This window comes from Kineococcus vitellinus (assembly GCF_009906315.1).
In the GTDB taxonomy this organism is placed as follows: domain Bacteria; phylum Actinomycetota; class Actinomycetes; order Actinomycetales; family Kineococcaceae; genus Kineococcus; species Kineococcus vitellinus.
This window is the reverse complement of the sequence record NZ_JAAALL010000040.1, coordinates 1-21696: the sequence shown is the minus strand read 5'-3', so window position 1 is coordinate 21696 and position 21696 is coordinate 1. Positions and strand designations below refer to the sequence as shown.

Below are 21696 nucleotides of genomic sequence, written 5' to 3'. Positions count from 1 at the left end.
CGGACGCCCCCCGCCCCTGGACCCGGGCCGTCGGCACCGCCCTGGCCCGCGGCGTCTGGGCCGGGCGCACGATCGGCGCGCGGAACGTCCCCACCAGCGGGCCGGTGCTCTTCGCGGCCAACCACGCCTCGATCCTCGACGGGCCGCTGCTGTACGGCATGGCGCCGCGGCCGGCGCACTTCCTCGTCAAGAAGGAGATGTTCGAGGGGTCGCTGCCCACGCGCCTGCTCGGCTGGTCGCTGCTGCAGGCCGGGCAGATCCCCATCGACCGCGACCGCGGCGACCGCGACGCGCTGCAGTCGGTGCTGGCCGTGCTGGCCGCCGGCGGTGCGGCCGGGGTGTTCCCCGAGGGCACCCGCGGTCGCGGTGACGCCGCCTCGGTGCGCTCCGGCATCGCCTGGATCGCGCTGCAGTCCGGCGCCCCCGTCGTCCCGGTCGCCTGCCTGGGCGCGCACCTGCCCGGTGAGCGCGAGCGGGCCCTGCCGCCGCTGCGGCGGCGGCTGTGGTTCTGCTTCGGCGAGCCGTTCACGGTCGTGAAGGAACCCGGCGTCCCCGGCCGGCTCGCGCTGGCCGCCGCGGTGGACCAGGTCCGCGACAAGCTGTCCAGCCACGTGCTGGACTCCCTGCAGCGCACGGGGATGCGACTGCCCGACGACGAAGCCGCCGCCGACGAGCTGGGGCTCGCCGAGCTGGCGTCCGACGACCTGCCAGGAGGCTCCCGGTGAGCGCACCAGAGAACCCGGACACCCCGGAGGACGTCCCCGCCGACGTCCCCACCACCACCACCCCCTCCGGCGGCGGCGGCGCGGAGGGGGTCGACGACAACGTCGAGAACGCTCTGCGCGTCGGGCTGGAGGACTACGACCTCTCGCCCGAGGACGTCGCCCTGCTCGAGGCCGACGGCGAGGGCGGCCCGGAGGAGGTCCCCAGCGGGCCGCTGCCGGTGCTCGCCGTCGTCGGGCGCCCCAACGTCGGCAAGTCGACGCTGGTCAACCGCATCATCGGCCGCCGCGAGGCCGTCGTCGAGGACGTGCCGGGCGTCACCCGCGACCGGGTGGCCTACCCGGCCAACTGGGCCGGGCGCGACTTCACCCTCGTGGACACCGGCGGCTGGGAGGCCAAGGCCGAGGGCCTGGACCTCGCGGTCGCCGACCAGGCCGAGCTGGCCATCGAGCTGGCCGACGCCGTCGTCTTCGTCGTCGACGCCACGGTGGGCGCCACCGCCAGCGACGAGAAGGTCGTGCGGCTGCTGCGCCGCTCCGGGCGCCCCGTCGTGCTCGTGGCCAACAAGGTGGACGGTCCCCGCCAGGAGGCCGACGCCACGCAGCTGTGGTCGCTGGGGCTCGGCGAGCCCTACCCGGTCTCCGCGCTGCACGGGCGGGGCACCGGGGACGCCCTGGACGCCGCCGTGAAGCTGCTGCCCGCGGTCTCGGCCGTCGGCGGCGGCCTGCCCGACGCCGGCGGGCCGCGGCGGGTGGCCCTGCTGGGCCGCCCGAACGTCGGCAAGTCCTCGATGCTCAACAAGCTCGCCGGCTCCGAGCGGGTCGTGGTGCACCCCACGGCCGGCACCACCCGCGACCCCGTCGACGAGCTCATCGAGCTCGGCGGGCGCACCTGGCGGTTCGTGGACACCGCGGGCATCCGCCGCCGCGTGCACCTGACCAAGGGCGCGGACTTCTACGCCTCGCTGCGCACCCAGACGGCGCTGGAGAAGGCGGAGGTCGCCGTCGTCCTCGTCGACGCCAGCGCCCCGATCGCCGAGCAGGACATCCGCATCATCTCCACCGTCGTGGAGTCCGGCCGCGCCCTCGTCGTCGCCTACAACAAGTGGGACCTCACCGACGAGGAGCGCCGGCACTACCTCGAGCGCGAGATCGAGAAGGAGCTCGTCCAGATCCCGTGGGCGCCGCGGGTCAACGTGTCGGCGCAGACCGGCCGGCACATGGAGCGCCTCGTCCCGGCCATCGACACCGCCCTGAGCTCGTGGGAGACGCGCATCCCCACGGGACGCCTCAACAGCTTCCTCGGCCAGGTCGTCGCCGCCCACCCGCACCCGGTGCGCGGCGGCAAGCAGCCGCGCATCCTCTTCGGCACGCAGGCCTCCACCCGCCCGCCGCGCTTCGTCGTCTTCGCCAGCGGCTTCCTGGAGGCCGGCTACCGCCGCTTCCTGGAGCGCCGGCTGCGCGAGGAGTTCGGCTTCACCGGCACGCCCATCGAGCTGAGCGTGCGGGTGCGGGAGAAGCGCAAGCGATGAGGTAAGGTTCTACCCGGCTCGCCCCGCAAGGGGTCGGGTCGATCGGGCTGTGGCGCAGCTTGGTAGCGCACTTGACTGGGGGTCAAGGGGTCGCAGGTTCAAATCCTGTCAGCCCGACCGGCGTCCGCGCAGGTCAGAGCGGGTGTTCACCTTCGGGTGGACACCCGCTCAGTCGTTGGTACAGCAACAGGTACAGCAGCGAGGTGTCGACCGCTGTCTCACCAGTCCAGGGCCACGTCCAGCCGATCCGCCGCCTCCCGGGCCTGCGTCGGGGTGACGTGGCTGTAGATGTCCGCCGTGATCGCGTAGGACGAGTGGCCCAAGTGCTCCTGCACCACCTTGATGTGCGTCCCGCTGGCGAGCAGGAAGCTCGCGGTGGAGTGCCGCAGCGTGTGCAGGTGCGCGTCGTCCAAGCCCGATCGCTGGGTGAGCGTCTTGAACCGGCGCAGGACGTTGCGCGGCTCCAGCGGCGTGCCGATCTCCGTGGTGAAGACCATGCCGGTGTCCACCCACGCCGGTCCGGCCGCCAGTCGCTCCTCAGCCTGCTTCCGGTGGTGGGTGCGCAGCATGTCGGCGGTGGACCGGGGGAGGGGGATGAGACGCCGCGACCGCTCGGTCTTGACGTCGCCCACCTGCAGGCCGCTCGACGTACGGGACAGCGCCGATCTCACCCGGAGGAGGCACTGGTCAAGGTCGACGTCTCGCCAGTGCAGCCCGAGCGCCTCCCCACGGCGCAGGCCGGTCGCCAGCATGAGCCGCACGATGGGCTCGATGCGGTCACCTCGCACGGCGAGCAGCAGCTCCTGGGCCTGCTCGGCGGACAGGTAGGTCGCTTCCCGGCGCTCGACCGCCGGCCGCTTCACCGCGTTCGTGACGTTGCGCTTGACCAAGCCGTCGCGCACCGCCACGTCCAGCGCACCCCGCAGCACGGTGTAGATCGTGCGGATCGTCGATCCGGCGAGCCCCTGGTCGCGCTTCAGCACGATGAGCGCCTCCACGTCCGTCGGACGCAGCTGGTCGAGCCTCCTCTGGCCGATCGTCGGCACCAGGTGGACGCGAGCGATCGTGGTGTACAGGTCCTTCGTCGACTGGCTGCGGTCGCTGGCGACCAACGCTCCGCTCATCCACTGCTGCAGCCACGTGCCCACCGTCATCGCGGTGTCCTTCACCGGGTGGCCAGCGTCCAGGCGCTCGCGGGCTTCGCGCAGCTTGGTCCGCGCCTCGGCCTGCGTCTTGCCGTACACCGTCCAGCGCTTGCGGGCGCCGGTGTCGTCGATGTACGAGACTGCCCCTTGCCAGGAGCCGTCCTTCCGCTTGAAGAGGGTGCCCTCACCGTTGGCGCGCTTGCTCATCGTGTCTCCTTGCTCCTGCGGCGTCGCCGCTCTCGTTCCGCCTGGCTCTTCGCGCACTCAGCGCTGCAGTACTTGGTCCCGGACGTGCGGTGCTGGCCGTACTGGGTCCGGCCCCGCTGCCGGGTGAAGAAGCCTCCGTGCGGGCACCGCTCGTTGGCGCAGCGCCGGATCGGCAGCTGCAAGACCAAGTCGTTGTACAGCTGCAGCACGGAGACGGAGTAGGCCGTGATGTGGGGGAGGGAGACGCTGCGCGGCCCCCTCGTCATGGTCAAGCCGGGGGAGAAGGCGGTCATCGCCCCGTTGACGAACTCGACGAAGAGGTCCTCCTCCACGGTGGACGGCTCGGCGCCCTCACTCCAGCGCTGCACCAGGGTGACCAGCTGGTGCACGGCAGCGCACCGGTCCTTGACCTCTTCCACGTGCACGAGGTCCCGTTCGTCGACCACGGCGAACCGGGCGGCGACGGCGGCGCGGTCGCAGGACCGGTCGGCGAAGGCGAACGGCGCGCCCTGCCGGGCGGCGATGGCGGCTTCCGCTCCTCCCTCGGCCCACTCGTACCCCGGGGGCCGGTCTCGCCAGTACGGGTCTGCGCACCTGCCCCAGCGCTGCACGAAGGCGATGACCTCGTCCTCCTGACGGGGACCGTGCCCACCCATCTCCTGCAGGTAGAAGTTGGCGGGCAGCTCGACCTCCCGCTCTCCTCCGCGGAGGAGCAGCCATCCGCCGTCCATGACCTGCAGGTCACGCACGGGCACCGGGGGAGCCGTCAGCTCCCGATCGGCCCACACCGTGGGACGGAAGCCGGGGGGCATTCTTCCTCGCCTCCTGATCGTCTTCGTGGGACGTTGAACAAGCAAAACGTCCCACGGACCAGCGTGGACGTCAACGCCCGGAAGGAGCCCCCATGAGCGAGCGTCTGCTGCTCCCGATCCCCGAGGCCTCGTGGCAGGTCGGTCTGGGCAGGTCGAAGTTCTACGAGTTCATCGCCTCCGGCGACATCGAGACCGTGAAGGTCGGTCGCCGCACCCTGGTCCCCCAGGAGAGCCTGCGCGCCTTCGTCGAGCGCCTGCGCGGCGACACGAGGCCCTCGGGAGGCGCGCGGTGAGGTCGCCGTGGTCGAACGCAGTCATCACGTCGATGCGGCGGTGCCGGTGGCCTCCCGTCCGAGCGTGATGGACACCGTCCTTGCGCGCGCCGGCTTCAGGCCCACCCACCCCACTGACAGGGGCGCACTCACCCCGCTTTCCGGGGTGGGCATCGACACGGTGTACCTGACAGGCCCCACCACCGAGCAGCTGCTCTTCGAGCTGAGCAACCAGCAGGTGCACCGGGCGATCGACCGGGGTACCGGAGAGCTGACCGAGACCGCGGTCCGCGCGCGCGGTCAGGTGGAGGTCGGGTTCACCAGGGCGCGGGTCTCCGGCTTCCGGCAACGCGGCGTCCCCATGATGGGCGTCGAGCTGTCCTTGCCCTGCATGATCCACGGGCACAACCGCAACGCCATCGACGCCGCGGACCTGGAGGAGTTCGCTGACGCCGTCCTGTGCTCCCTCACCTGGGACCTGCCTGACGTGCCGGACGTCGACCAGGTGACCCTTGCGAGGTTGGACATCGTCAGCGACTTCCACGGCGTGGAGTCTCCTTCGTGGACGCTCACCCAGGTGTCGCGACACCCGGTCGCGCGTGCTCGCCACCATGAACAGCACGTCGGCGCCGACGGCAAGGTCCAGACCTTGACGCGCGGGAGCAAGACGCAGTGGCTCATCAGGGGGTACGACAAGGAGCAGCAGCTGGCCGCGCTCGCCCGTGATGCCTGCACCGACTCCGACCTCTTGAACGCGTGGGCGGCGGTGAGCAGCGGGATGCTGCGCGTGGAGCTGCAACTGCGTGGCGAGCGACTCCGTCGTGATGGCATCACTATGACCAAGGATGCGAGGCCCACCCTGCTGGAGGGCCTCGCACAGAAGTACTTTGTGAGGGGGCGCTTCGACGTGATCAGCGGTGGGCTTCCGGCGGCCCGGCACCTCATCGAGCAGCTCTCGGCGACCGGCGTCAGCGATGCCGACCTGCGCGTGCTGTCCAGCTACCTGCTCTCCGACCTGCTGGACACCCGGTTCCCCGGTGAGCGGAAGCTGAAGGAAAGGGGGCGGGCGCTCGCGCGTCGGCACGGTCTGACGGGAAGCACTCTGCTGGATCCTGACGAGCCTCGTCGGCTGGACTTCGACTCCCGTTCTGAGCTGCGAGGAGAAGCAGCGCTGCGGCACCGCACGTGATCCATCACCGGTCGAAGACCCCCCGTTTTCCGGGGGTCTCCGACCGGTGATGAGACCGCGTTACGCCCGGTTCACTCTCGCGATGCCGCGCTCCAGAAAGATGTCGCGACTAACACCCGTTAGTACGTCACGCTGTCTCAGGCCGCATCACCGGACTGCTCACGCGCGCGTCGGTACACCTCGCCGCGCACGAAGGCGGTGAAGGCGGACTTGAAGGCGGCATCGTCGAAGTAGCGCTTGTGGAAATCCTCGGTGGCCTCCTGGTGGTCCAGGACGAGTCCGTCCATGTCGCCGTGCAGCTTGAGGCCGAAGTTCTCCTCGGTGTTGTTCAACGCGGTGGCCACGATGGCTTCGTCCTTCATCGCCGTGTGGATGACCGCCTCGGCCAGCACGGCATCGTCCTCGCTGAAGTCGGTGCCGAACTTCGCGTTAAGCGCGGCGATGATCTCCGACAGGCGTACCTTGTCTGGGTCTGGTCCGGCGCCCTTGCCGCCCCCCTGCGAGCCGGGCAGCCCCTCGCTGCCGTCGCCCTGGCCCAGCGACAGGTCGTGCTCCCCGGACAGCTGGGTGCGCAGGTGCGTCAGGACGGCGGCGTCGCTGATGTCGACGGCGCCTTCGTCTTCGTCCGTCTTGGGCAGGCGCTTGATCAGGGCGCTGCCGTAGTAGAAGAGCTGCTCCAGGTCGGTCTCGGTGTAGGTGATCACCTGTCCGAGGAAGGCGTACAACCGGGTGAAGTCTCGCAGCGCGGTGCGGAAGTCTTCGCGGTCCTCGTCCTGGTCGATGTCCAGGTATCGCTGCACCGCCGCATCGGTGGTGGCGTACAGCACCTGGTTGTCCTTCGCCTCGCCCTTGAGCAGCGCCTGGACGAACTGCGTCATCTCCTTCTCGTCGATGACACCGGCGCGCATGATGCGCTGTTCGAGGGTGTACAGGACGTTGGGATCGGTTGGTTCGGTCCAGGTGGTCTCGAAGAACGGCGCGAAAGCGGCCTTGATGTCCTCGGCGTCGTTGGCGAAGTCCAGCACGAAGGTGCTGTCCTTGCCCGGCGTAGTCCGGTTGAGCCGGGACAGGGTTTGCACCGCCTTGACGCCGTCGAGCTTCTTGTCCACATACATGGTGTGCAGCAGCGGCTCGTCGAAGCCGGTCTGGTACTTCTCGGCGACGATGAGCACCTGGTAGGCGCCAGCGGGGAAGGGCGGCTCACCCTTGAAGCGGGCAGCGGTCTCGGTCTCCGGGATGGGTTTGCCGGCGCCGTCACGGTTCATCGACGACTCGGTCCACTCCAGCCCGGTGTCGGGATCGGTGACGGTGCCGGAGAAGGCCACCAGGGCACGCACGTCGCTGTAGTGCTTTTCGGCGATGTAGGCCTCGATGGCCTGCTGGTAGCGCACCGCGTGCAGGCGCGAGCGGGTGACGACCATGGCCTTGGCGCGCCCGCCGATCTGGTGACGGGTCACCCGCCGGAAGTGCTCGACGATGATCTCGGCCTTCTGGGCCAGGTTGGACGGGTGCAAGGACACGAACCGCGCCAGCGCGGCGCTGGCCTTGCCCTTGTCCACCTCCGGATCGACCGCGGAGCCCGTGCCCTGTTCACCCACCGCGCCGCCGCCGTGAGCGGTGCTGCCCCCGATGCCGTTGGCCAGGCGGTAGTAGGTGGAGTAGGTGACGTAGTTGGCCAGCACGTCGAGGATGAAGCCTTCGTCGACCGCCTGGCGCATCGAGTACAGGTGGAACGCCTCATACCGCACTCCGCCCCCAGCGGCGTCGGGCACGCGCTCGCCGAACAACTGCAGCGTCTTCGGCTTGGGGGTGGCGGTGAAGGCGAAGAAGGACAGGTTGGGCTGGCGGCCGCGCTCGGCGGCGCTGCGCGTCAACAACTCGTCCAAGTCGGCGTCGAGGGCGTCCTGCGGGTCGGCGCCGACCTCCAGTGCGGCGTCGGTGGCTTCGGCTTCCTCCAGCGCGGCGGTGCCACCGGAGCCCAGGACGGTCTTCAGGCCCTTGGCGGCCTCCCCGGACTGCGAGGAGTGCGCCTCGTCGACGATGACGGCGTAGCGGCGGTCGGCACCGCCGACGGCGACGGTCTTCTTGATGACGGGGAACTTCTGCAGCGTGGTGATGATCACCTGCGCGGTGGAGCCGGTCAGGGCCTCGGCCAGCTGGGTGGAGTCTTTGTCGATGCGCTGGACTACGCCGGGGGTGTGGTCGAACTGGCTGATCGTCTCCTGCAGTTGTCGGTCCAGCACCACGCGGTCGGTAACCACGATGACCTTGTGGAAGACCTTGGTGTCCGGCCCCAGCGCGGCCGCGGTGCCTTGCAGGGCGGTGGCGTCGGTAACGGTGTGCAGGGTGGACAGCCGGTGCGCCAGCCAAGCGATGCTGTTGGACTTGCCCGAGCCGGCGGAGTGCTGCAGCAGGTAGGCGCGGCCCGGGCCGTGGTTGGCGGCGTGCTGGGCCAGTCGGCGCACGACGTCCCACTGGTGGTATCGCGGGAAGATGGTGACGGCCTTGCCGGACTTCTTGCTCGCCCCTTCCGGGCGCTGGACGTGCACGAAGCGGTGCAGCAAGTCCAGCCAGGCGTCGCGCTGCCACACCTGCTCCCACAGGTACGCGGTGCGGTACCCGACTAGGTTGGACGGGTTGCCCTGGCCACCGGGGCGGCCGGGACCGTCGGAGCCCTGGTTGAAGGGCAGGAAGTACGCGCCCTTGCCCACGGTGGTGGTGAGGAATACCAGGTCGGGGTCGACGGCGAAGTGCACAATCGTGCGCTTGGCGAAGATGAGATCAGCGGGGTTGCGATCCTGGCGGTACTGCTTCTTGGCCTGCTCCACGCCCTGCCCGGTCAGCGGGTTCTTCAGCTCCGCGGTGGCTACCGGGATGCCATTGACCGACAGCAGCAGGTCGATAGAGTCGTGCGGGTTGGACTCGGAGTGGTGCACCTGCCGGATCACGGTCAAGCGGTTTGCGGCGTAGTCGGCCTGTAGCGTGGCGGTGATGCCGTGAGCGGGCTTGAACTGCGCCAGCCGGATCCTGACGCCCTTTTCCTTCACGCCGTGACGCAGCACGTCGATAACGCCGCGTGCATCCAGTTCGGCGGCTAAGCGCTTGGTGAACTGCGTCTGCGCATGGGCGTCAGTTCCGCCGTATTGCGCGGCGAGCTTGTCCCACTCCTTCTGCTGCGACGCACCGATCCACGTGAACAGCTCGCCGGTGTTTAAGCCAAGCGCGCGATCATAGTCGAAGGCGGGGCCCTCGTGCCAGCCGCAAGCGGTGAGGTGCGCGACGATGCTCGCCTCGAAGGCCGCCTCGCTGTGCACGCTCACGCTACCGGCACCTTTCGCGCAGTAGTGATGTCGAACTGACCGGTGACGGCAGCGGTGATAAGGGCTTGCTTGCGCTCGGCAAGAAGCATAATGGAGCGTTCGAGTGTCAGTGTTGTAGAGGTCTGATGTTCATGGCGGTCTTCGAGCATGCTGACAACCTCCGAGTCAGCCCCTGTTGCGCGAATCCTAAATTTAGCCAAATCGCCCATGTTTAGGACAGACTGTGCCGTGCCCTGGCAAGTGATTCGAACGAAATCGTCGAATTTTTTAGATTGGATCCACCAGCGAACTAGTCGGCCATCATATTGAGTGGAAACCTCAAGCCGCGCTATTGCGCGCGACAAGTTGCAGCCAGCATGCTCGTCGCCAATGACAGACACTCGACCAATGGTGCCAACGACACTAAGCACTACGTCGCCCTTGGCCACCTTAGTGCGCTGGTACTCTCGATCCTGAATTGGACTGATAGTACTCAGCCCACCGACGTGGTCCAATTTGCCCGACTCGGAGATATTATAGATTTTGAGTAGTGGCCTCGCATCTGCACCCTCATATCCATCGGGCTTAAGGACGCCATATGAGGGTGGCTTTACTAGGAAGTATCTGAGCGGCAAAGCCGGCCCCTTCACCCGATTCAGTAGTCGATCCACCTCGCTCGCATGCCGCTCGTGCATCAGATGAAGTTGCGTTTGACGCGAGGTGATCAGGTCATCGAGTATTGCAACTTGCTGATCGAGGAAGTCCGCAATGCGCCGCTGATCCTCGAGCGGCGGCTGATCAATGCGATATTCAGCCATCGCCTCCCATGAGGTTCGGGGCATCTTTGTGCCGTATGACGTGGCTACCGCCCACTCGATCCAAGGCTTCGATAGGGTCACATACTTGAAAAAGCGCCCATCTATGGCAGGGCCCGGCACCATAGCAAGCAATTCACTTGTGCCAAAAGCAGATTGTTCGACCAGTAGGCTTTTAGCAAGGTATGGCCTCAACTTACTGAACAACACGTCTCCTGGCTCAAAGGCAACTGAATCACCTGCAGAACTTATAGCTCGCTCTCCAGTAAGGCTTGCTGCGCCACTTGCAATGTTGTCAAGGTCAATTCGAGGCCGCTCGCCAGGCACTCCCTTGCGGACGGCTAGATTGACAAGCGTCTTCAAGCGCACCATCACGCCACCTGCCCGAGTAGGCGCTGAATATTCGCTTCAACCTGAGCAATGTCGGCGTCGATTTCCGACAGCGGCCTCGGCGACACGTACCTATAGAATTGACGCGTGAAGGGAATCTCGTAACCGATTCGGGTTTTGGACTCGTCGACCCACGCGTCCGGCACGTAAGGCAGGACTTCGCGCGCAAAATACTCCTCGATCGACTCGCCCAGTGGGACGTTTTCATTGTCCCGCAACTCCGCATCAGACAGTGGCTGGCCCTTGCGGTCCAGCACCGGCTTGGCGTCCGGGTCGGGCACCGCGCAAGCCTCGACAATGGCCTTCTTTACCGGTGCGGGCACCGTCGCCACCCCAGTACTCTTCAGTTCACGCTGCACGTTGCTCCACAGTGCGGCTTCTGTTTCCTCGGAGGCACCAAGCAAGCGGTGCAGAGCGCCGAGCACCGTCTCGTGGTCGACGCCCGCCTTGAGGAAGCCTTTGGCCACCTCCACCGTCGCAATGGCCTCGTCGGTGACGTTCCAGCGTCGGCGCAGCGGCCGCTCCACGGTGATGCGCTGGTAGCCGAATGCGTCGTTGTCGAAGACGCGCACCCGCTCGTCGCTGGTGTCTCCGGCCAGGGCGTCGGCGTAGAGACGGGTAATGTCCGCGATCTGCTCGTCGCTAACGTACTTGCGCTTATCGCCGAGGGACTTGCGCATCTTTGTCCACGATTCGCGCGCGTCGAGCAGCAGCACCTTGCCGCGGTGCTGCGGGGCCTTGCGGTTGGTGAGCACCCAGAAGTAGGTGGAGATGCCGGTGTTGTAGAAGAGCTGGTCGGGCAGGCCGACGATGGCCTCCAGCCAGTCGTTCTCGATGATCCATCGGCGGATCTCTGACTCCCCGGACCCGGCGCCGCCGGAGAAGAGCGGGGAGCCGGAGAAGACGATCGCTAGGCGCGAGCCGCCTTCCTCGACTGGCTTCATCTTGGAGATCATGTGCTGCAGAAAGAGCAGGCTTCCGTCGGAGACGCGCGGCAGGCCGGCGCCGAAGCGCCCTGCCATGCCGAGGCCGTCGGCTTCGTCGCGGATGGTCTTCTCGATGCGCTTCCAGTCCACGCCGAAGGGCGGGTTGGCCAGCAGGTAGTCGAAGGTCTTCCCCGCGAACTTGTCGTCGGAGAGGCTGTTGCCGAGCTGGATGCGCTCGGGGTCCTGCTTGGTGATCATCAGGTCGGAGCGGGCCATCGCCCACGTCTCTCCGTTCAGCTCCTGCCCGAAGACTTCCAGCGTCGCGGCCGGGTTGAGGCTGGCCAGGTGCTCTTGCCCGCCGATGAGCATGCCGCCGGTGCCGCAGGCGGGGTCGAACATGCTGCGCACCGGGGCCGCGCCGCGCAGGGTGTCGTCGTCGGTGGCGAAGAGGATGTTGACCATGAGCTTGATCACCTCACGGGGGGTGAAGTGCTCACCGGCGGTCTCGTTGCTCATCTCGTTGAAGCGCCGCAGCAGCTCCTCGAAGATGTAGCCCATCGCCTCGTTGGGCACCTGCTTCGGGTGCAGGTCCACGTCGGCGAAGCGGCTGATCACCTGGTACAGCAGCCCGGCGCCGTCCAGGCGGCTGATGTGGTTGTCCAACCCGTAGCGCTCTAGCACCTCGGCGGTGCCCGGGGAGAAGCCGGCGATGTAGCCGCGCAGGTTGCTGGCGACGTTGGCCGGGTCGTCCAGCAGGCGGCGGAAGTCCATCGCGCTGACGTTGTAGAAGGGCTGCTTGGCGGTGCGCTTGAGGATGGGGTCGACATTGTCGATCTTCAGCGTGGCCGCGCGCTGCAGTACTGCGTCCTTGGTGGGCTCCAGCACGCTGTCCAGCCGACGCAACACCGTCAGCGGCAAGATCACCTGTCCGTACTCGTGCGGGCGGTAGTCACCCCGCAGCAGGTCCGCGATCGCCCAGATAAAGCCGACCTTGTCGTTGAAGCCTGCGACGTGCGTCACTCTCTTACCCCTGCCTGTCGGTCATGTTGCTCCTGCCGAGAGTAGTCACGCCAGCTCAGCGGCTCAGGGTGGTGAGCGAAGTCGCTCAGAGGACTGTGACCACCTCCTCACCGTGACCATGGCCCAGGTCCCGTCGCCCGGGAAGGGGGAGGAGCCTGCACAACCCTCGACTCGTCTTAAGGGGGGCGAGCGCGAGACCGTCGTCGCGACCTTCCTCACGAGCGACGAGTGCAGCAACCGGTACAGCAACCTGACTCACACGTTGCTGTAGGCGTGCGGACGCTCATGGACGTCAAGCCGCTCTGACCTGCGCGAACGAGCCACCCACGGACTTCAGCGGACGGGACGCACTTGACTGGGGGTCAAGGGGTCGCAGGTTCAAATCCTGTCAGCCCGACCGGCGTTCGCGCAGGTCACCAATGGGTGTCCACCTTCGGGTGGGCACCCGTTCGGCGTTCCGGGCGCTCACGCGCCCTGCACCAGGTGCCGGCGGGCCGCGGCGGTGACGGCGGCGGCCACCCGCTCCAGCGAGGCCGAGCCCAGCTTCCACTGCTGCCAGTGCAGCGCCACGTCGATCGCGCCGGCGGGGTCGAGGTCCACCAGCGGCCCGGGCGGCTGCGCGCCGCGGACCTGCAGCTCGGGCAGCATGCCCCAGCCCATGCCCAGGGCGATCGCGGTCAGGAAGTCCGCGGAGGAGGGCACGTGGTGCACGGGCGGCGCGAGCCGCTGCGCCCCCTCGGGCAGGTGCCGGCGCAGGTAGCGCTCCTGCAGGGTGTCCTTGCGGTCGAAGACGACCACGGGGGCCCGGGCCAGCGCCCGCGCGGTGGGGCCCTCGGGGAGGAAGCGCCGGGCGAAGGCGGGCGCGGCCATCGGCCGGTAGCGCATGGCGCCCAGCCGGGTGACCGAGCAGCCGGCGACCGGGTCGGGGTCGGTGGTGACGGCGGCCACGACGGTGCCCGCGCGCAGCAGCCCCGCGGTGTGCCCCTCGTCGTCGCGGTGGACGTCGAAGCACAGCGGCCCGGCCGCCGACGGGTCGGCCAGCGCGGCCAGCGCGGGCAGCACCCAGGTGCCCAGTGAGTCGGCGTTGACGGCGATCGGCAGGGTCCGCGGTCCGTGCTCCACCGACCCGCCGCCCTCGCCGCCGCCGGCGTCCAGCTCGGCGAGGGCGTCGCCGGCCAGCAGTTCCACCTGGCGGGCCAGGCGCAGCAGCGCCCGGCCGGACTCGGTCGGCTGCACCGGTCGGCTGCGCACGAGCAGGACGCGGCCGGTGGCCGTCTCCAGGGCGCGCAGCCGCTGGCTGACCGCCGAGGGGGTCACGTGCAGGGCGCGGGCGGCGGCCTCGAGGGTGCCCTCGGAGACCGCCGCGCTCAGGGCGCGCAGCTGGGCCAGGTCCAGGGTCGAGGTGAAGTCCACGAACAGCGATGCTAATGGCGCTGCAGGAACGTGAGCTTCCCTTCAGCCTGCGGGCTGCCTACGGTCGGCGGGTGCTCCCCGCCTCCTCCGCCCTGCTCGCCGCCGCCTCCGGCCTGGGGCTGGGGCTGTCCCTCATCGTCGCGATCGGCTCGCAGAACGCCTTCGTGCTGCGCCAGGGGCTGCGCGCCCAGCGCGTGGGGGTGGTGGTCCTGGTGTGCGTGCTCTCCGACGTCCTGCTCATCGCCGCCGGCGTGGCCGGTGCCGGTGCCGTCGTCGGCGCCCACCCCGGCGTGCTGGACGGGGTGCGACTGGCCGGTGCCGCCTTCCTGAGCGCCTACGGCCTGCTCGCCGCGCGCCGGGCGCTGCGCCCGCAGGCGCTGCGGGCGCAGGAGGGGGCCGCGCCGGGCTCCCTGGCGGCCACGGTGGGCACGGCGCTGGCGCTGACCTGGCTGAACCCGCACGTCTACCTCGACACCGTCGTGCTGCTCGGCTCGATCGCCCAGGGGCACCCGGGGCGGCAGTGGTGGTTCGCCGCCGGCGCCGCCCTGGCCAGCACCGCCTGGTTCGCCGCCCTGGGCTACGGCGCCGCGCTGCTGCGCCCGCTGTTCGCGCGCCCCGGCGCCTGGCGGGTGCTCGACGCGGGCATCGCGGTGGTCATGCTCGCCCTGGCCGCCTCGCTGCTGGCGGCCGCGCTCTGAGCCGGCGGCCGGACGGGCCGTTCGCGCGACCACGTGGTCAGGACGACCTTCCGGCCGGCGCGGGCGGGCGTGGCCGCGTGCAGCGTCCGCTCGTCGGGGCGCCCGTCGGGCAGCAGGTTGTCCCAGACGAGCAGGCGGCCCGCCACGGCGTCGACCAGCCGGTCCAGGCGCGGGAAGTAGGTGCCGCCGCCCCCCTCCGGCGCCTGCACGCACAGCAGGAACGTCAGGACGCGGTCGCCGGCCGGCTCGAGGCGGAACGGGCCGCCGTCGGTGTGCAGCCCGAACCGGCCGCCCGGCCCGTAGCGGACGGCCTGCCACGGTTCCAGGTGGGAGGGGAGCGCGCCGAAGTCGCCGCAGAGCCTGGTCCCCAGCTCCTCCACGAGGGCCTGCAGCGGCTCGCTGAACCAGCGCTGGCCGGTCGACTCGCTCGTCCGCTCCGGCGAGGACGCCCCGACGAGGCCGCCGCCGGGGCCGGGGACCGCCACCTGGCTGCGGCGCCACAGCGCGAACTCCAGCTCGGCGACGACCCGGCGGCACAGCTGGGGGGACAGGTAGCCGTCCAGGACCGTGACGACCTCCCCGCCGCCCGGCACCGGGGTCACCGCAGCACCAGCCGCGTCATGATGCGCTCCTCGTACTCGCGCACCGACCGGGCGGTGCCTCGCCACGCGGCGAGCCCGTCGTCCCCGTCGTCGAACAACCGCCGCAACCGCTCCAGGGTCCGCGCGTGGTCGGCGCCCCAGCCGGGGTGCTCGTCCCAGTGCGGCACCCGGTCCGCGCGGTCGTACGCGTGCCAGCCGAGGACGCGGTGCGGGTGGAACAGGTCCCAGCCGGCGGTGAACGCGCGGGCCCCGAGCGCCACCTCGTCGCCGAAGAAGTACACGTGCGGGTCGTGGGGCACCTCGCGGCCGAAGGCCGCGGGCGCCAGCAGGAAGTGCAGCGACAGGTACTCGGCGCGCACCGGGCCCGCCAGCTGCGCGGGGTGCGCGAGCGCGTGGCTGGTCAGCCGGGTCAGGACGCCGTCCTGGCGCTCCAGCGGGTAGATCTTGAACGGTCGGGCGCCGGCGGGCGGCGGCGACCCCGGCAGGTAGGCCGGCAGGTACGCGGTGAGCACCGGCTTGGCGACCGTGCGCCCGAGGTCGTCGAGCATCCCGAGCGCCAGCTCGTCCCAGCCCGGCACGAACCGCAGGTGGGAGTCGATCACCAGCGTGACGTCGTCGTCCGCGCGCGCGCGCTGCTGCAGCAGGGAGCGCGCCCAGTTGGGGCCGCGGCTGGTGGCGGCGGGGGTGGTCTCGACGGTCAGGTCCGGCAGCGCGCCGACGTCGCCGAGGTCGGGGTCGTCCTCGCCGCGCTGCCAGAGCACCACGACGCGCAGGCGCTCGGGGTGGCGGGCGTTCTCCCCGAGGCTGCGCAGCGTCGGGGCGAGCTCGCGGTCGCGGTAGGCGGGCACCTGGACGAAGACCCGGCGGTGCCCCCCGGTGCTCACGGGCTCCTCAGAGCCCGAAGTGCCCGCGCAGCGAGGCGACGTCACCGGCCGCCTCGGCCACCTGCCGCCGCAGCCGCAGCAGCTCGTCCATCACCTCCTCGAGCCGCACGTCCGTCACCTGCCCGCTCGTCGGACCGGGCGGTGGCGGAGGCGGCGGCGTGCCTCCCGGGGGCGCGCCGCCGTCGGGGCTGACCAGCTCGTCGACCCGCGCCGCGCGGACGATGTCGACGAGGTCCTGGGGGCGCTCGCGCAGGTCCAGCACCGGCCCGAACCTGGCGATGGCGCGCTGGACGATGTCGTCGTCGGTGGGCACGGCCCTCAGCCCCCCAGCTGCTCGGTGCGGGTGAGGGCGCCGGCGCGCACGGCGGCGTTGCGCTCCGAGCGCGCCAGCCCGGCGACCCGGGCGCGCAGGCCCGGGTCGCTGGCCGGTGAGACCGCGCGGATCGCGAACTTGCGCACCGCGGTCACCTCGTCGTCGAGCAGGGGCGCGAGCACGGCGTCGGACAGCTCCGGCGCGAGCCGGTCCGCGCTCGCGGCCACGGCGACCCGCACCTCCTCGCGGCTGCTGGTGCTCGCCTCGCGCAGGGCGTCGGCGGCGGCGCGGTCGCCGACGAGGGCCAGCGCGAACACCGCCCGCCCGGCGAGCCAGCCCTCCTCCTCCTCGAGCAGCGTGCGCAGCGCGGGCACGTCCGCGGGGCCGATCCCCGCGTACGTGCGCTCGTCGGGCTCGATGGCGCTGAGCTGCTCGCGCAGCTCCTCCAGCGGCTTGGCCATGGCGGTTCTCCTCAGACGGGGTGGGTCAGGAGGCTCTGGAGCAGGGTCGACACCTCGGACTCGGCGAGGTCCGGCGGGGTGTTCGTCCACGAGGTGGTCCACCACATGAGCTGGTCCGCGTTGGTCGCGGGCGTGGTGGGCGGGTGGCGCAACCCCAGGACGTGACCGAGCTCGTGGGCCAGCAGCCAGCGCGCACCGGCCTGCACGATCGCGGCGCCGGGCTGCCCGGCGGGGTGGGTGGCGCACCCCGCGAACGTGCCGGAGCCGCCGACGAGGGTCTGCACGAGGTAGACGACGAGGTCGTCGGCCGCGACGCCGGCCCGGTGGGCGTACAGGTCGACGTGCTCGGCGGTGGGGGCGCCCAGCGTGCAGGTCCCGACGTCGAGGGCGACGAGGTGCGCGAGGGCCGGGTCGGCGCTGAGGTCCTCCAGGCTCCCGCGGTACAGGGCGATGCCGACGTCGGCGAACAACTGCTCGGCCTCCGTGAACTGCCGGTGCAGGAACGTGCGGACGGCCGCGGTCGGGGTCACCAGCGTCTTGGTGTGGACGGTGACGTGGTCGGCGCACCCGCCGCGCACGCCGTACCGGTCGTCGTCGGTGTCGATCCTCCAGCCGCCGGCGTTCGTGCCGTTCGCGGCCATCACCGGCGTGCTGAACGTGCTGCCCGACTGCTTCAGCAGCCCGACGCCCCAGGGGCTGGAGGCCAGGACCTCGGCGCGGCCGTCGCCGTCGTAGTCCGCCGCGCGCCCGAAGCGGTTGTTGCGCGTGTCCACCACCCACTCGCCGACGCGGGCGCCGTTCGCGGCCATCACCGAGGAGGTGAGCCCCGAGCCGTTCCACTCCAGCACGCCCACGCCCCAGGGGCTGGAGACGAACAGCTCCGCCCGCCCGTCCCCGTCCAGGTCGGCCAGGGGACCGAAGCGGTTGCTCGCGGTGTCGACGACCCACTCGCCCAGCCGGGTGCCGTTGGGCACCAGGAACAGCGGCACCAGCGCGCCGTCGCGCAGGGCGAGGACGCCGATGCCCCAGGGGCTGGTGACGAGGACCTCCTCGCGCCCGTCGCCGTCGACGTCGCCGGCCAGCCGGAACCGGTTGTCGCCGGTCTGCAGGTTCCACCGGCCGCCCAGCCGGGTCCCGTTGGCGGCCATCGCGACGACGGTGGGGGAGCCGGCGTCGACGTCGAGGACCCCGACGCCCCAGGGGCTGGAGACGAGGACCTCGTCGCGCCCGTCGCCGTCGAGGTCGCCGGCCGGCCCGAAGCGGTTGTCGCCGGTCTGCAGGTTCCAGCCGCCCAGCCGGGTGCCGTTGGGGAAGAGCCAGTGCGAGGACAGCCCCGAGCGGCCCAGCCCCAGCAGGCCGAGCCCCCACGGGCTCGTCACCAGCAGGCCGTCGCGGCCGTCGCCGTCCAGGTCGAGAACCTGCTCGAAGCGGTTGTCGCCCGTCTGCAGGTTCCACTCGCCCAGCCGCGTCCCGTTGGCCGCCATCGTCAGCGGCCGCAGCTCGCCGCCCTGCCGTTCGAGGATCCCCAGCCCCCACGGGCTGGAGACCACGAGTTCCGCCCGGTGGTCGCCGTCGAAGTCGCCGACCGGGCCGAACCGGTTGTCCTGGACCTGCAGGTTCCAGCCGCCGAGCCAGGTGCCGCTGGAGGCGCGCGCCGTCGCGGTCAGCGTGGAGCCGGACACCTGCAGGAGGCCGAGGTCGGTGGCGCTGGAGACCACCAGCTCGGCGTGGCCGTCGTCGTCGAAGTCGCTGGAGGTGAGCATGGGTCGTCGTCCGTTCGGGCCGCTGGCGCCGTGGTGATCGTCGTCGATCACGGGTGATGGGCCGTCGCGGGAGGCGACCCGGGTGCGCCGCCGACGAGGTCGGCAGGGACGGCCGACCTGGGGGAGTCCTGGGTCGGACGTCGAGGACGCTAGTCAGCCTCCGACGGGGTGTCAACGCCGCACCCGGTCCCGGAAACCGGCCGCCGGCCGGGGAACCCGGGCGCCGCAGCACCTCCGTCGTCCGGCAGGACTCCCTGAGCAGGAGGGCGGGCGCGGGTTGAGCAGGTCACCACTCACGACCGCCCGGGCGCGGCGGGCGAACCTCGTGGTGTCGCCGGCGGCCCCGGGGGGAGCGCCCCCCACCGCGGCGGTGCACCTCTCCCAGCACTCCCACCCACCGATCGAGGAGTTCCGATGCGTTCCCAGGGCACCGCACGCCGATCCCCCCTCCGCCGCCTCGTCGCGATCACCGCAGCGGCCACCGTCCTCCCCGGCGTCCTCGCCGGCACCACCCCGGCGCAGGCGACGCCGCCGTCCTTCACGAGGATCGAGGGGACCGCCGGTGGCGCGGCGGGCCTCGCACCGACCGTCGACGCCTTCCGGACGCTGCTCGGCGGGCCGAACAACGTCAACGCGCCCGGCAGCCAGCCCGGCGGCCGCCGCGAGATCAGCTGGGACGGCCTGTCCGACGCGCTGGCCGCCCCGCACGACATGCCGCGCGACCTGTTCAACACCACGCACCCGCGCGGCGTGGTCTTCGCCTCCAGCACCAACAGGTTCCAGGCCAGCGCCGACTCCGCCAACCCCACCGGCACCCTCGCCCGCTTCGGCGACATCCGGTGGTCGAACGTGAACTCCTTCGCCACCTCCAGCCCCGAGCGGCTGTTCTCCCCCCGCGGCACGACCCTGACGACGGTCCGCTTCTACGAGCCGGGCACCGGCGACCGCGCGACGGTCAAGGGCTTCGGCGCCGTCTTCACCGACGTGGACCGCGGGGACAGCACCAAGATCGAGCTGTACGACCGCTGGGGCCAGCGGCTGTGGAACCGCAACGTCCCGCGCGGCGCCAACGCGAACGGCAGCCTGTCGTTCCTGGGCGTCAAGACGAGCGCCAGGATCTACGAGGTCAAGATCACCTCCGGCAACTCCCCGCTGAGCGCCAACGCGAGCGACGGGGGCGCGACCGACCTGGTCGTGCTGGACGACCTGATCTACGGCGAGCCCCGGCCCCTGCCGTGACCGGCTCCCGGCCCGGTGCCCTCCCCGCGGGAGCGCGCCGGGCCGGGACCGCGGCGGTCGGGCCCTTCTGCCCGCGGTCCCGGAGGAATACCCTGCGGAGGCGACGCGCGGGAGCGCACAGCCGGCGGGTCCCGGAACCCGCCGGCACCGTCGCGTGGAGGTCCTGATGCACGGCGACGCCACCGCCGCCCGGGTGCAGGAGCTCGTGCTGCGCTTCGAGGCCGCGCACGCCGAGCTCGGGCCGGACGACGACCAGCGCCACTTCTGCGGCCTGTACCTGCGCAGCACCCGGGCGATGCAGCGCGAGCTGGAGGCCGGCGGGTTCCGCGACGGCGCGTGGGTGGGGGACCTCGTGGTCGTCTTCGCCACCCGCTACCTGGACGCCCTGCGCTCCTGGCGGGCGGGCGCCGCGGTGCCCCTGCCCTGGGAGCTGGCGCTGCAGCCCCGCCCCGGCGTCCCGCCCCTGGTGCAGCAGCTGGTCGGGCTGAACGCGCACCTGAACTTCGACCTGCCGCAGGTCCTGCTGGAGGTCCTCGACGACGCCGACGTCGCCGACGCCGAGCTGATGCGCAGACGGGCCGCGGACTTCCGGCACGTCGACACCGTGATGCTGCGCCGCATGCCCGAGGAGAGCCGGCGGCTGCGCGCGCTGGGCGGTCCCGCGGCCGCGGAACTCCTCTCCCGCCTGCTGTACCCGCTCAACCTCCTCGCCAGCAGGCACTGGCTGGTGCAGGCCCGCGTGCTGGTGTGGCACAACGCCGCGGAACTCTCCCGCGCCCGCGCCGCCGGCCCCGACGCCCTGCGCCAGCGCACCACCGACCTGGAGGTGCTGTGCGCCGCCGCCGTGGACGAGGTGCTGCGCCCCGGGCTGGTCCTGCTGCGCCTGGCGCGCACCGGGTTCGGGGTCCGGCTGCCGCAGCGCCCGCAGCGCGCGACCGCCCGCCCGCCCGCCGTGCCGTCCGCGGACGGGCCCCCCGCCGCGACGCCCGCCGCGCCGCCGGAGCCGGTCCGTGCCCGGCGCTGAGGCGGTCGCCGGGCGCTCCCAGGTGGCCGGGGTGCGGCTGCTGCTGGTGGTGTTCGCGGTCCTGACGCCCGTGGCCACCACCCAGCTGCTGGTCTTCAGCCGGCGCACCGCCGAGGGGTTCGCCTGGACGGTGCAGCCGCCGCTGACGGCGGCCTTCCTCGGCGCCGGGTACGCCGCCGGCTTCGTCCTGGTCGTGCTCTCGCTGCGCGCCCGGACGTGGGGCTCGGCGCGCGTCGGCTACGTCACCGTCCTCGTCTTCGCGCTCGCGGCCCTGGCGGCCACCCTGCTGCACCTGGACCGCTTCCACCTCGCCGCCGCGGGCGCCGTCCCGCGCGCCGCCGCCTGGGGCTGGCTGGCCGTCTACGTCGTCGTCCCCGTCGCGATGCTGGCGGTGCTGCCGGGGCAGCTGCGCGCCCCCGGCGGGGACCCGCGCTCCGGACCGCACCTGGGCCGGGTGCTGCGCACCGCCCTCGGCGCGCACGCCGTCGTCCTCACCGCCGCCGGGGCGGCGCTGTTCACCCTGCCCGCCGCGCGCGGGCTGTGGCCGTGGACCCTCACCCCCCTGACGGCGCGCGCGGTGGCCTCCTGGCTGCTGGCCCTGGGCCTGGCCGCCGTCCTCGTGGTCGTCGACGACGACCTGCACCGCCTGCAGCCGGCGGCCGCCACCTACGTCGTGCTGGGCGTCCTGCAGCTGGCCGTCCTGGTGCGCTTCCGCGAGGACGTCGCCTGGGCCCGCACCTCGCCGTGGGTCTACCTGCTCGCCGTGCTCAGCGTGCTCGCCCTGGGGACCGCGGGGCTGCTGGGCGCCCGGCGGCGCCCCGTGCGCCCCGCGGTGGGCGCCGGCCGGTGAGGCCCCCGTGCTGATCGCGCGCGACTGGCCGCTGACCGGGCGCCGGGACGTGCTCGAACGGGTGGGCACCGCCCTGCGCCGGCGCCCGGTCAGCGGCCAGTCGCGCGCGATCAGCACGGG

The 21696-nt window shown here is 71.3% G+C and carries 18 protein-coding genes, 2 tRNA genes and 1 pseudogene; 10 read left to right on the top strand and 11 right to left on the bottom strand.

Annotated features, from left to right (window positions below; genetic code table 11):
• The 3 genes from GTQ99_RS05845 to GTQ99_RS05835 all read left to right on the top strand — a co-directional run.
• A partial coding sequence (locus tag GTQ99_RS05845; RefSeq protein WP_166614799.1) for a lysophospholipid acyltransferase family protein occupies positions 1-725 on the top strand: 725 nt, incomplete at its 5' end.
• Positions 722-2254, top strand: a complete 1533-nt coding sequence (gene der / locus GTQ99_RS05840; RefSeq protein ID WP_338074754.1) for a ribosome biogenesis GTPase Der — start codon at positions 722-724, stop codon at positions 2252-2254. The genes GTQ99_RS05845 and der, both read left to right, overlap by 4 nt.
• A 43-nt stretch (positions 2255-2297) precedes the next feature.
• A tRNA-Pro gene (locus tag GTQ99_RS05835) sits at positions 2298-2371 on the top strand.
• 101 nt (positions 2372-2472) lie between these two features.
• Here GTQ99_RS05835 and GTQ99_RS05830 read toward each other — a convergent pair.
• Both GTQ99_RS05830 and GTQ99_RS05825 read right to left on the bottom strand, forming a co-directional pair.
• A complete protein-coding gene (locus tag GTQ99_RS05830; RefSeq protein WP_166614798.1) occupies positions 2473-3606 on the bottom strand; it encodes a tyrosine-type recombinase/integrase in 1134 nt (377 codons plus the stop codon).
• Positions 3603-4361: a hypothetical protein gene (locus tag GTQ99_RS05825; protein WP_166614797.1), complete on the bottom strand. Its 759-nt coding sequence runs from the start codon at positions 4359-4361 to the stop codon at positions 3603-3605. The genes GTQ99_RS05830 and GTQ99_RS05825 overlap by 4 nt, the downstream gene beginning before the upstream one ends.
• A gap of 149 nt (positions 4362-4510) precedes the next feature.
• Between GTQ99_RS05825 and GTQ99_RS05820 the strand changes: the two genes are divergently transcribed.
• The gene (locus tag GTQ99_RS05820; protein ID WP_166614796.1) at positions 4511-4711 is read left to right on the top strand and encodes a helix-turn-helix domain-containing protein; all 201 of its coding nucleotides are present in this window, start codon (positions 4511-4513) and stop codon (positions 4709-4711) included.
• Between the two features lie 7 nt (positions 4712-4718).
• Positions 4719-5879, top strand: a complete 1161-nt coding sequence (locus GTQ99_RS05815; RefSeq protein WP_166614795.1) for a hypothetical protein — start codon at positions 4719-4721, stop codon at positions 5877-5879.
• 137 nt (positions 5880-6016) lie between these two features.
• Here GTQ99_RS05815 and GTQ99_RS05810 read toward each other — a convergent pair whose 3' ends face one another.
• From GTQ99_RS05810 to GTQ99_RS05800, 3 genes are all read right to left on the bottom strand, one after another.
• Positions 6017-9199, bottom strand: a complete 3183-nt coding sequence (locus GTQ99_RS05810; RefSeq protein ID WP_166614794.1) for a type I restriction endonuclease — start codon at positions 9197-9199, stop codon at positions 6017-6019.
• Positions 9196-10203, bottom strand: coding sequence for a restriction endonuclease subunit S (locus GTQ99_RS05805; RefSeq protein WP_166614793.1), 1008 nt, complete (start codon positions 10201-10203; stop codon positions 9196-9198). Before GTQ99_RS05805 ends, GTQ99_RS05810 begins: the two co-directional genes overlap by 4 nt.
• A gap of 161 nt (positions 10204-10364) precedes the next feature.
• Complete coding sequence (locus GTQ99_RS05800; protein WP_205706861.1) at positions 10365-12329, bottom strand: N-6 DNA methylase; 1965 nt, start codon at positions 12327-12329, stop codon at positions 10365-10367.
• A 327-nt stretch (positions 12330-12656) separates the two neighbouring features.
• On the opposite strand from GTQ99_RS05800, the gene GTQ99_RS05795 reads away from it, so the two are divergent.
• Positions 12657-12726, top strand: a tRNA-Pro gene (locus tag GTQ99_RS05795).
• Between the two features lie 68 nt (positions 12727-12794).
• Here GTQ99_RS05795 and GTQ99_RS05790 read toward each other — a convergent pair.
• On the bottom strand, positions 12795-13742 hold the full coding sequence (locus GTQ99_RS05790; protein ID WP_166614792.1) for an ArgP/LysG family DNA-binding transcriptional regulator: 948 nt from the start codon (positions 13740-13742) through the stop codon (positions 12795-12797).
• A 71-nt stretch (positions 13743-13813) separates the two neighbouring features.
• Between GTQ99_RS05790 and GTQ99_RS05785 the strand changes: the two genes are divergently transcribed.
• On the top strand, positions 13814-14440 hold the full coding sequence (locus GTQ99_RS05785) for a LysE/ArgO family amino acid transporter (protein ID WP_338074753.1): 627 nt from the start codon (positions 13814-13816) through the stop codon (positions 14438-14440).
• 38 nt (positions 14441-14478) lie between these two features.
• Here the strand turns inward: GTQ99_RS05785 and GTQ99_RS24815 are convergent.
• The 5 genes and pseudogenes from GTQ99_RS24815 to GTQ99_RS05765 form a co-directional block, all read right to left on the bottom strand.
• A pseudogene (locus GTQ99_RS24815) lies at positions 14479-14820 on the bottom strand (2OG-Fe(II) oxygenase); the annotation flags it as partial.
• 218 nt (positions 14821-15038) lie between these two features.
• Positions 15039-15926 carry a GlcNAc-transferase family protein gene (locus GTQ99_RS05780; protein ID WP_166614791.1) on the bottom strand — a complete coding sequence of 296 codons (888 nt, stop codon included), beginning with the start codon at positions 15924-15926 and terminating at the stop codon, positions 15039-15041.
• Positions 15927-15933: 7 nt separating this feature from the next.
• The gene (locus GTQ99_RS05775) at positions 15934-16239 is read right to left on the bottom strand and encodes a hypothetical protein (protein ID WP_166614790.1); all 306 of its coding nucleotides are present in this window, start codon (positions 16237-16239) and stop codon (positions 15934-15936) included.
• Positions 16240-16244: 5 nt separating this feature from the next.
• Positions 16245-16700, bottom strand: coding sequence for a HEAT repeat domain-containing protein (locus tag GTQ99_RS05770; protein ID WP_166614789.1), 456 nt, complete (start codon positions 16698-16700; stop codon positions 16245-16247).
• Between the two features lie 11 nt (positions 16701-16711).
• Positions 16712-18463: an FG-GAP repeat domain-containing protein gene (locus GTQ99_RS05765; protein WP_166614788.1), complete on the bottom strand. Its 1752-nt coding sequence runs from the start codon at positions 18461-18463 to the stop codon at positions 16712-16714.
• A gap of 414 nt (positions 18464-18877) precedes the next feature.
• On the opposite strand from GTQ99_RS05765, the gene GTQ99_RS05760 reads away from it, so the two are divergent.
• From GTQ99_RS05760 to GTQ99_RS05750, 3 genes are all read left to right on the top strand, one after another.
• Complete coding sequence (locus GTQ99_RS05760; RefSeq protein WP_166614787.1) at positions 18878-19702, top strand: hypothetical protein; 825 nt, start codon at positions 18878-18880, stop codon at positions 19700-19702.
• A gap of 154 nt (positions 19703-19856) precedes the next feature.
• Positions 19857-20726 (top strand): DUF5995 family protein, encoded by an 870-nt coding sequence (locus tag GTQ99_RS05755; RefSeq protein ID WP_166614786.1) that lies wholly within the window; start codon positions 19857-19859, stop codon positions 20724-20726.
• Positions 20713-21576 carry a hypothetical protein gene (locus GTQ99_RS05750; RefSeq protein WP_166614785.1) on the top strand — a complete coding sequence of 288 codons (864 nt, stop codon included), beginning with the start codon at positions 20713-20715 and terminating at the stop codon, positions 21574-21576. Before GTQ99_RS05755 ends, GTQ99_RS05750 begins: the two co-directional genes overlap by 14 nt.
• The last annotated feature ends 120 nt before the right edge of the window (positions 21577-21696 follow it).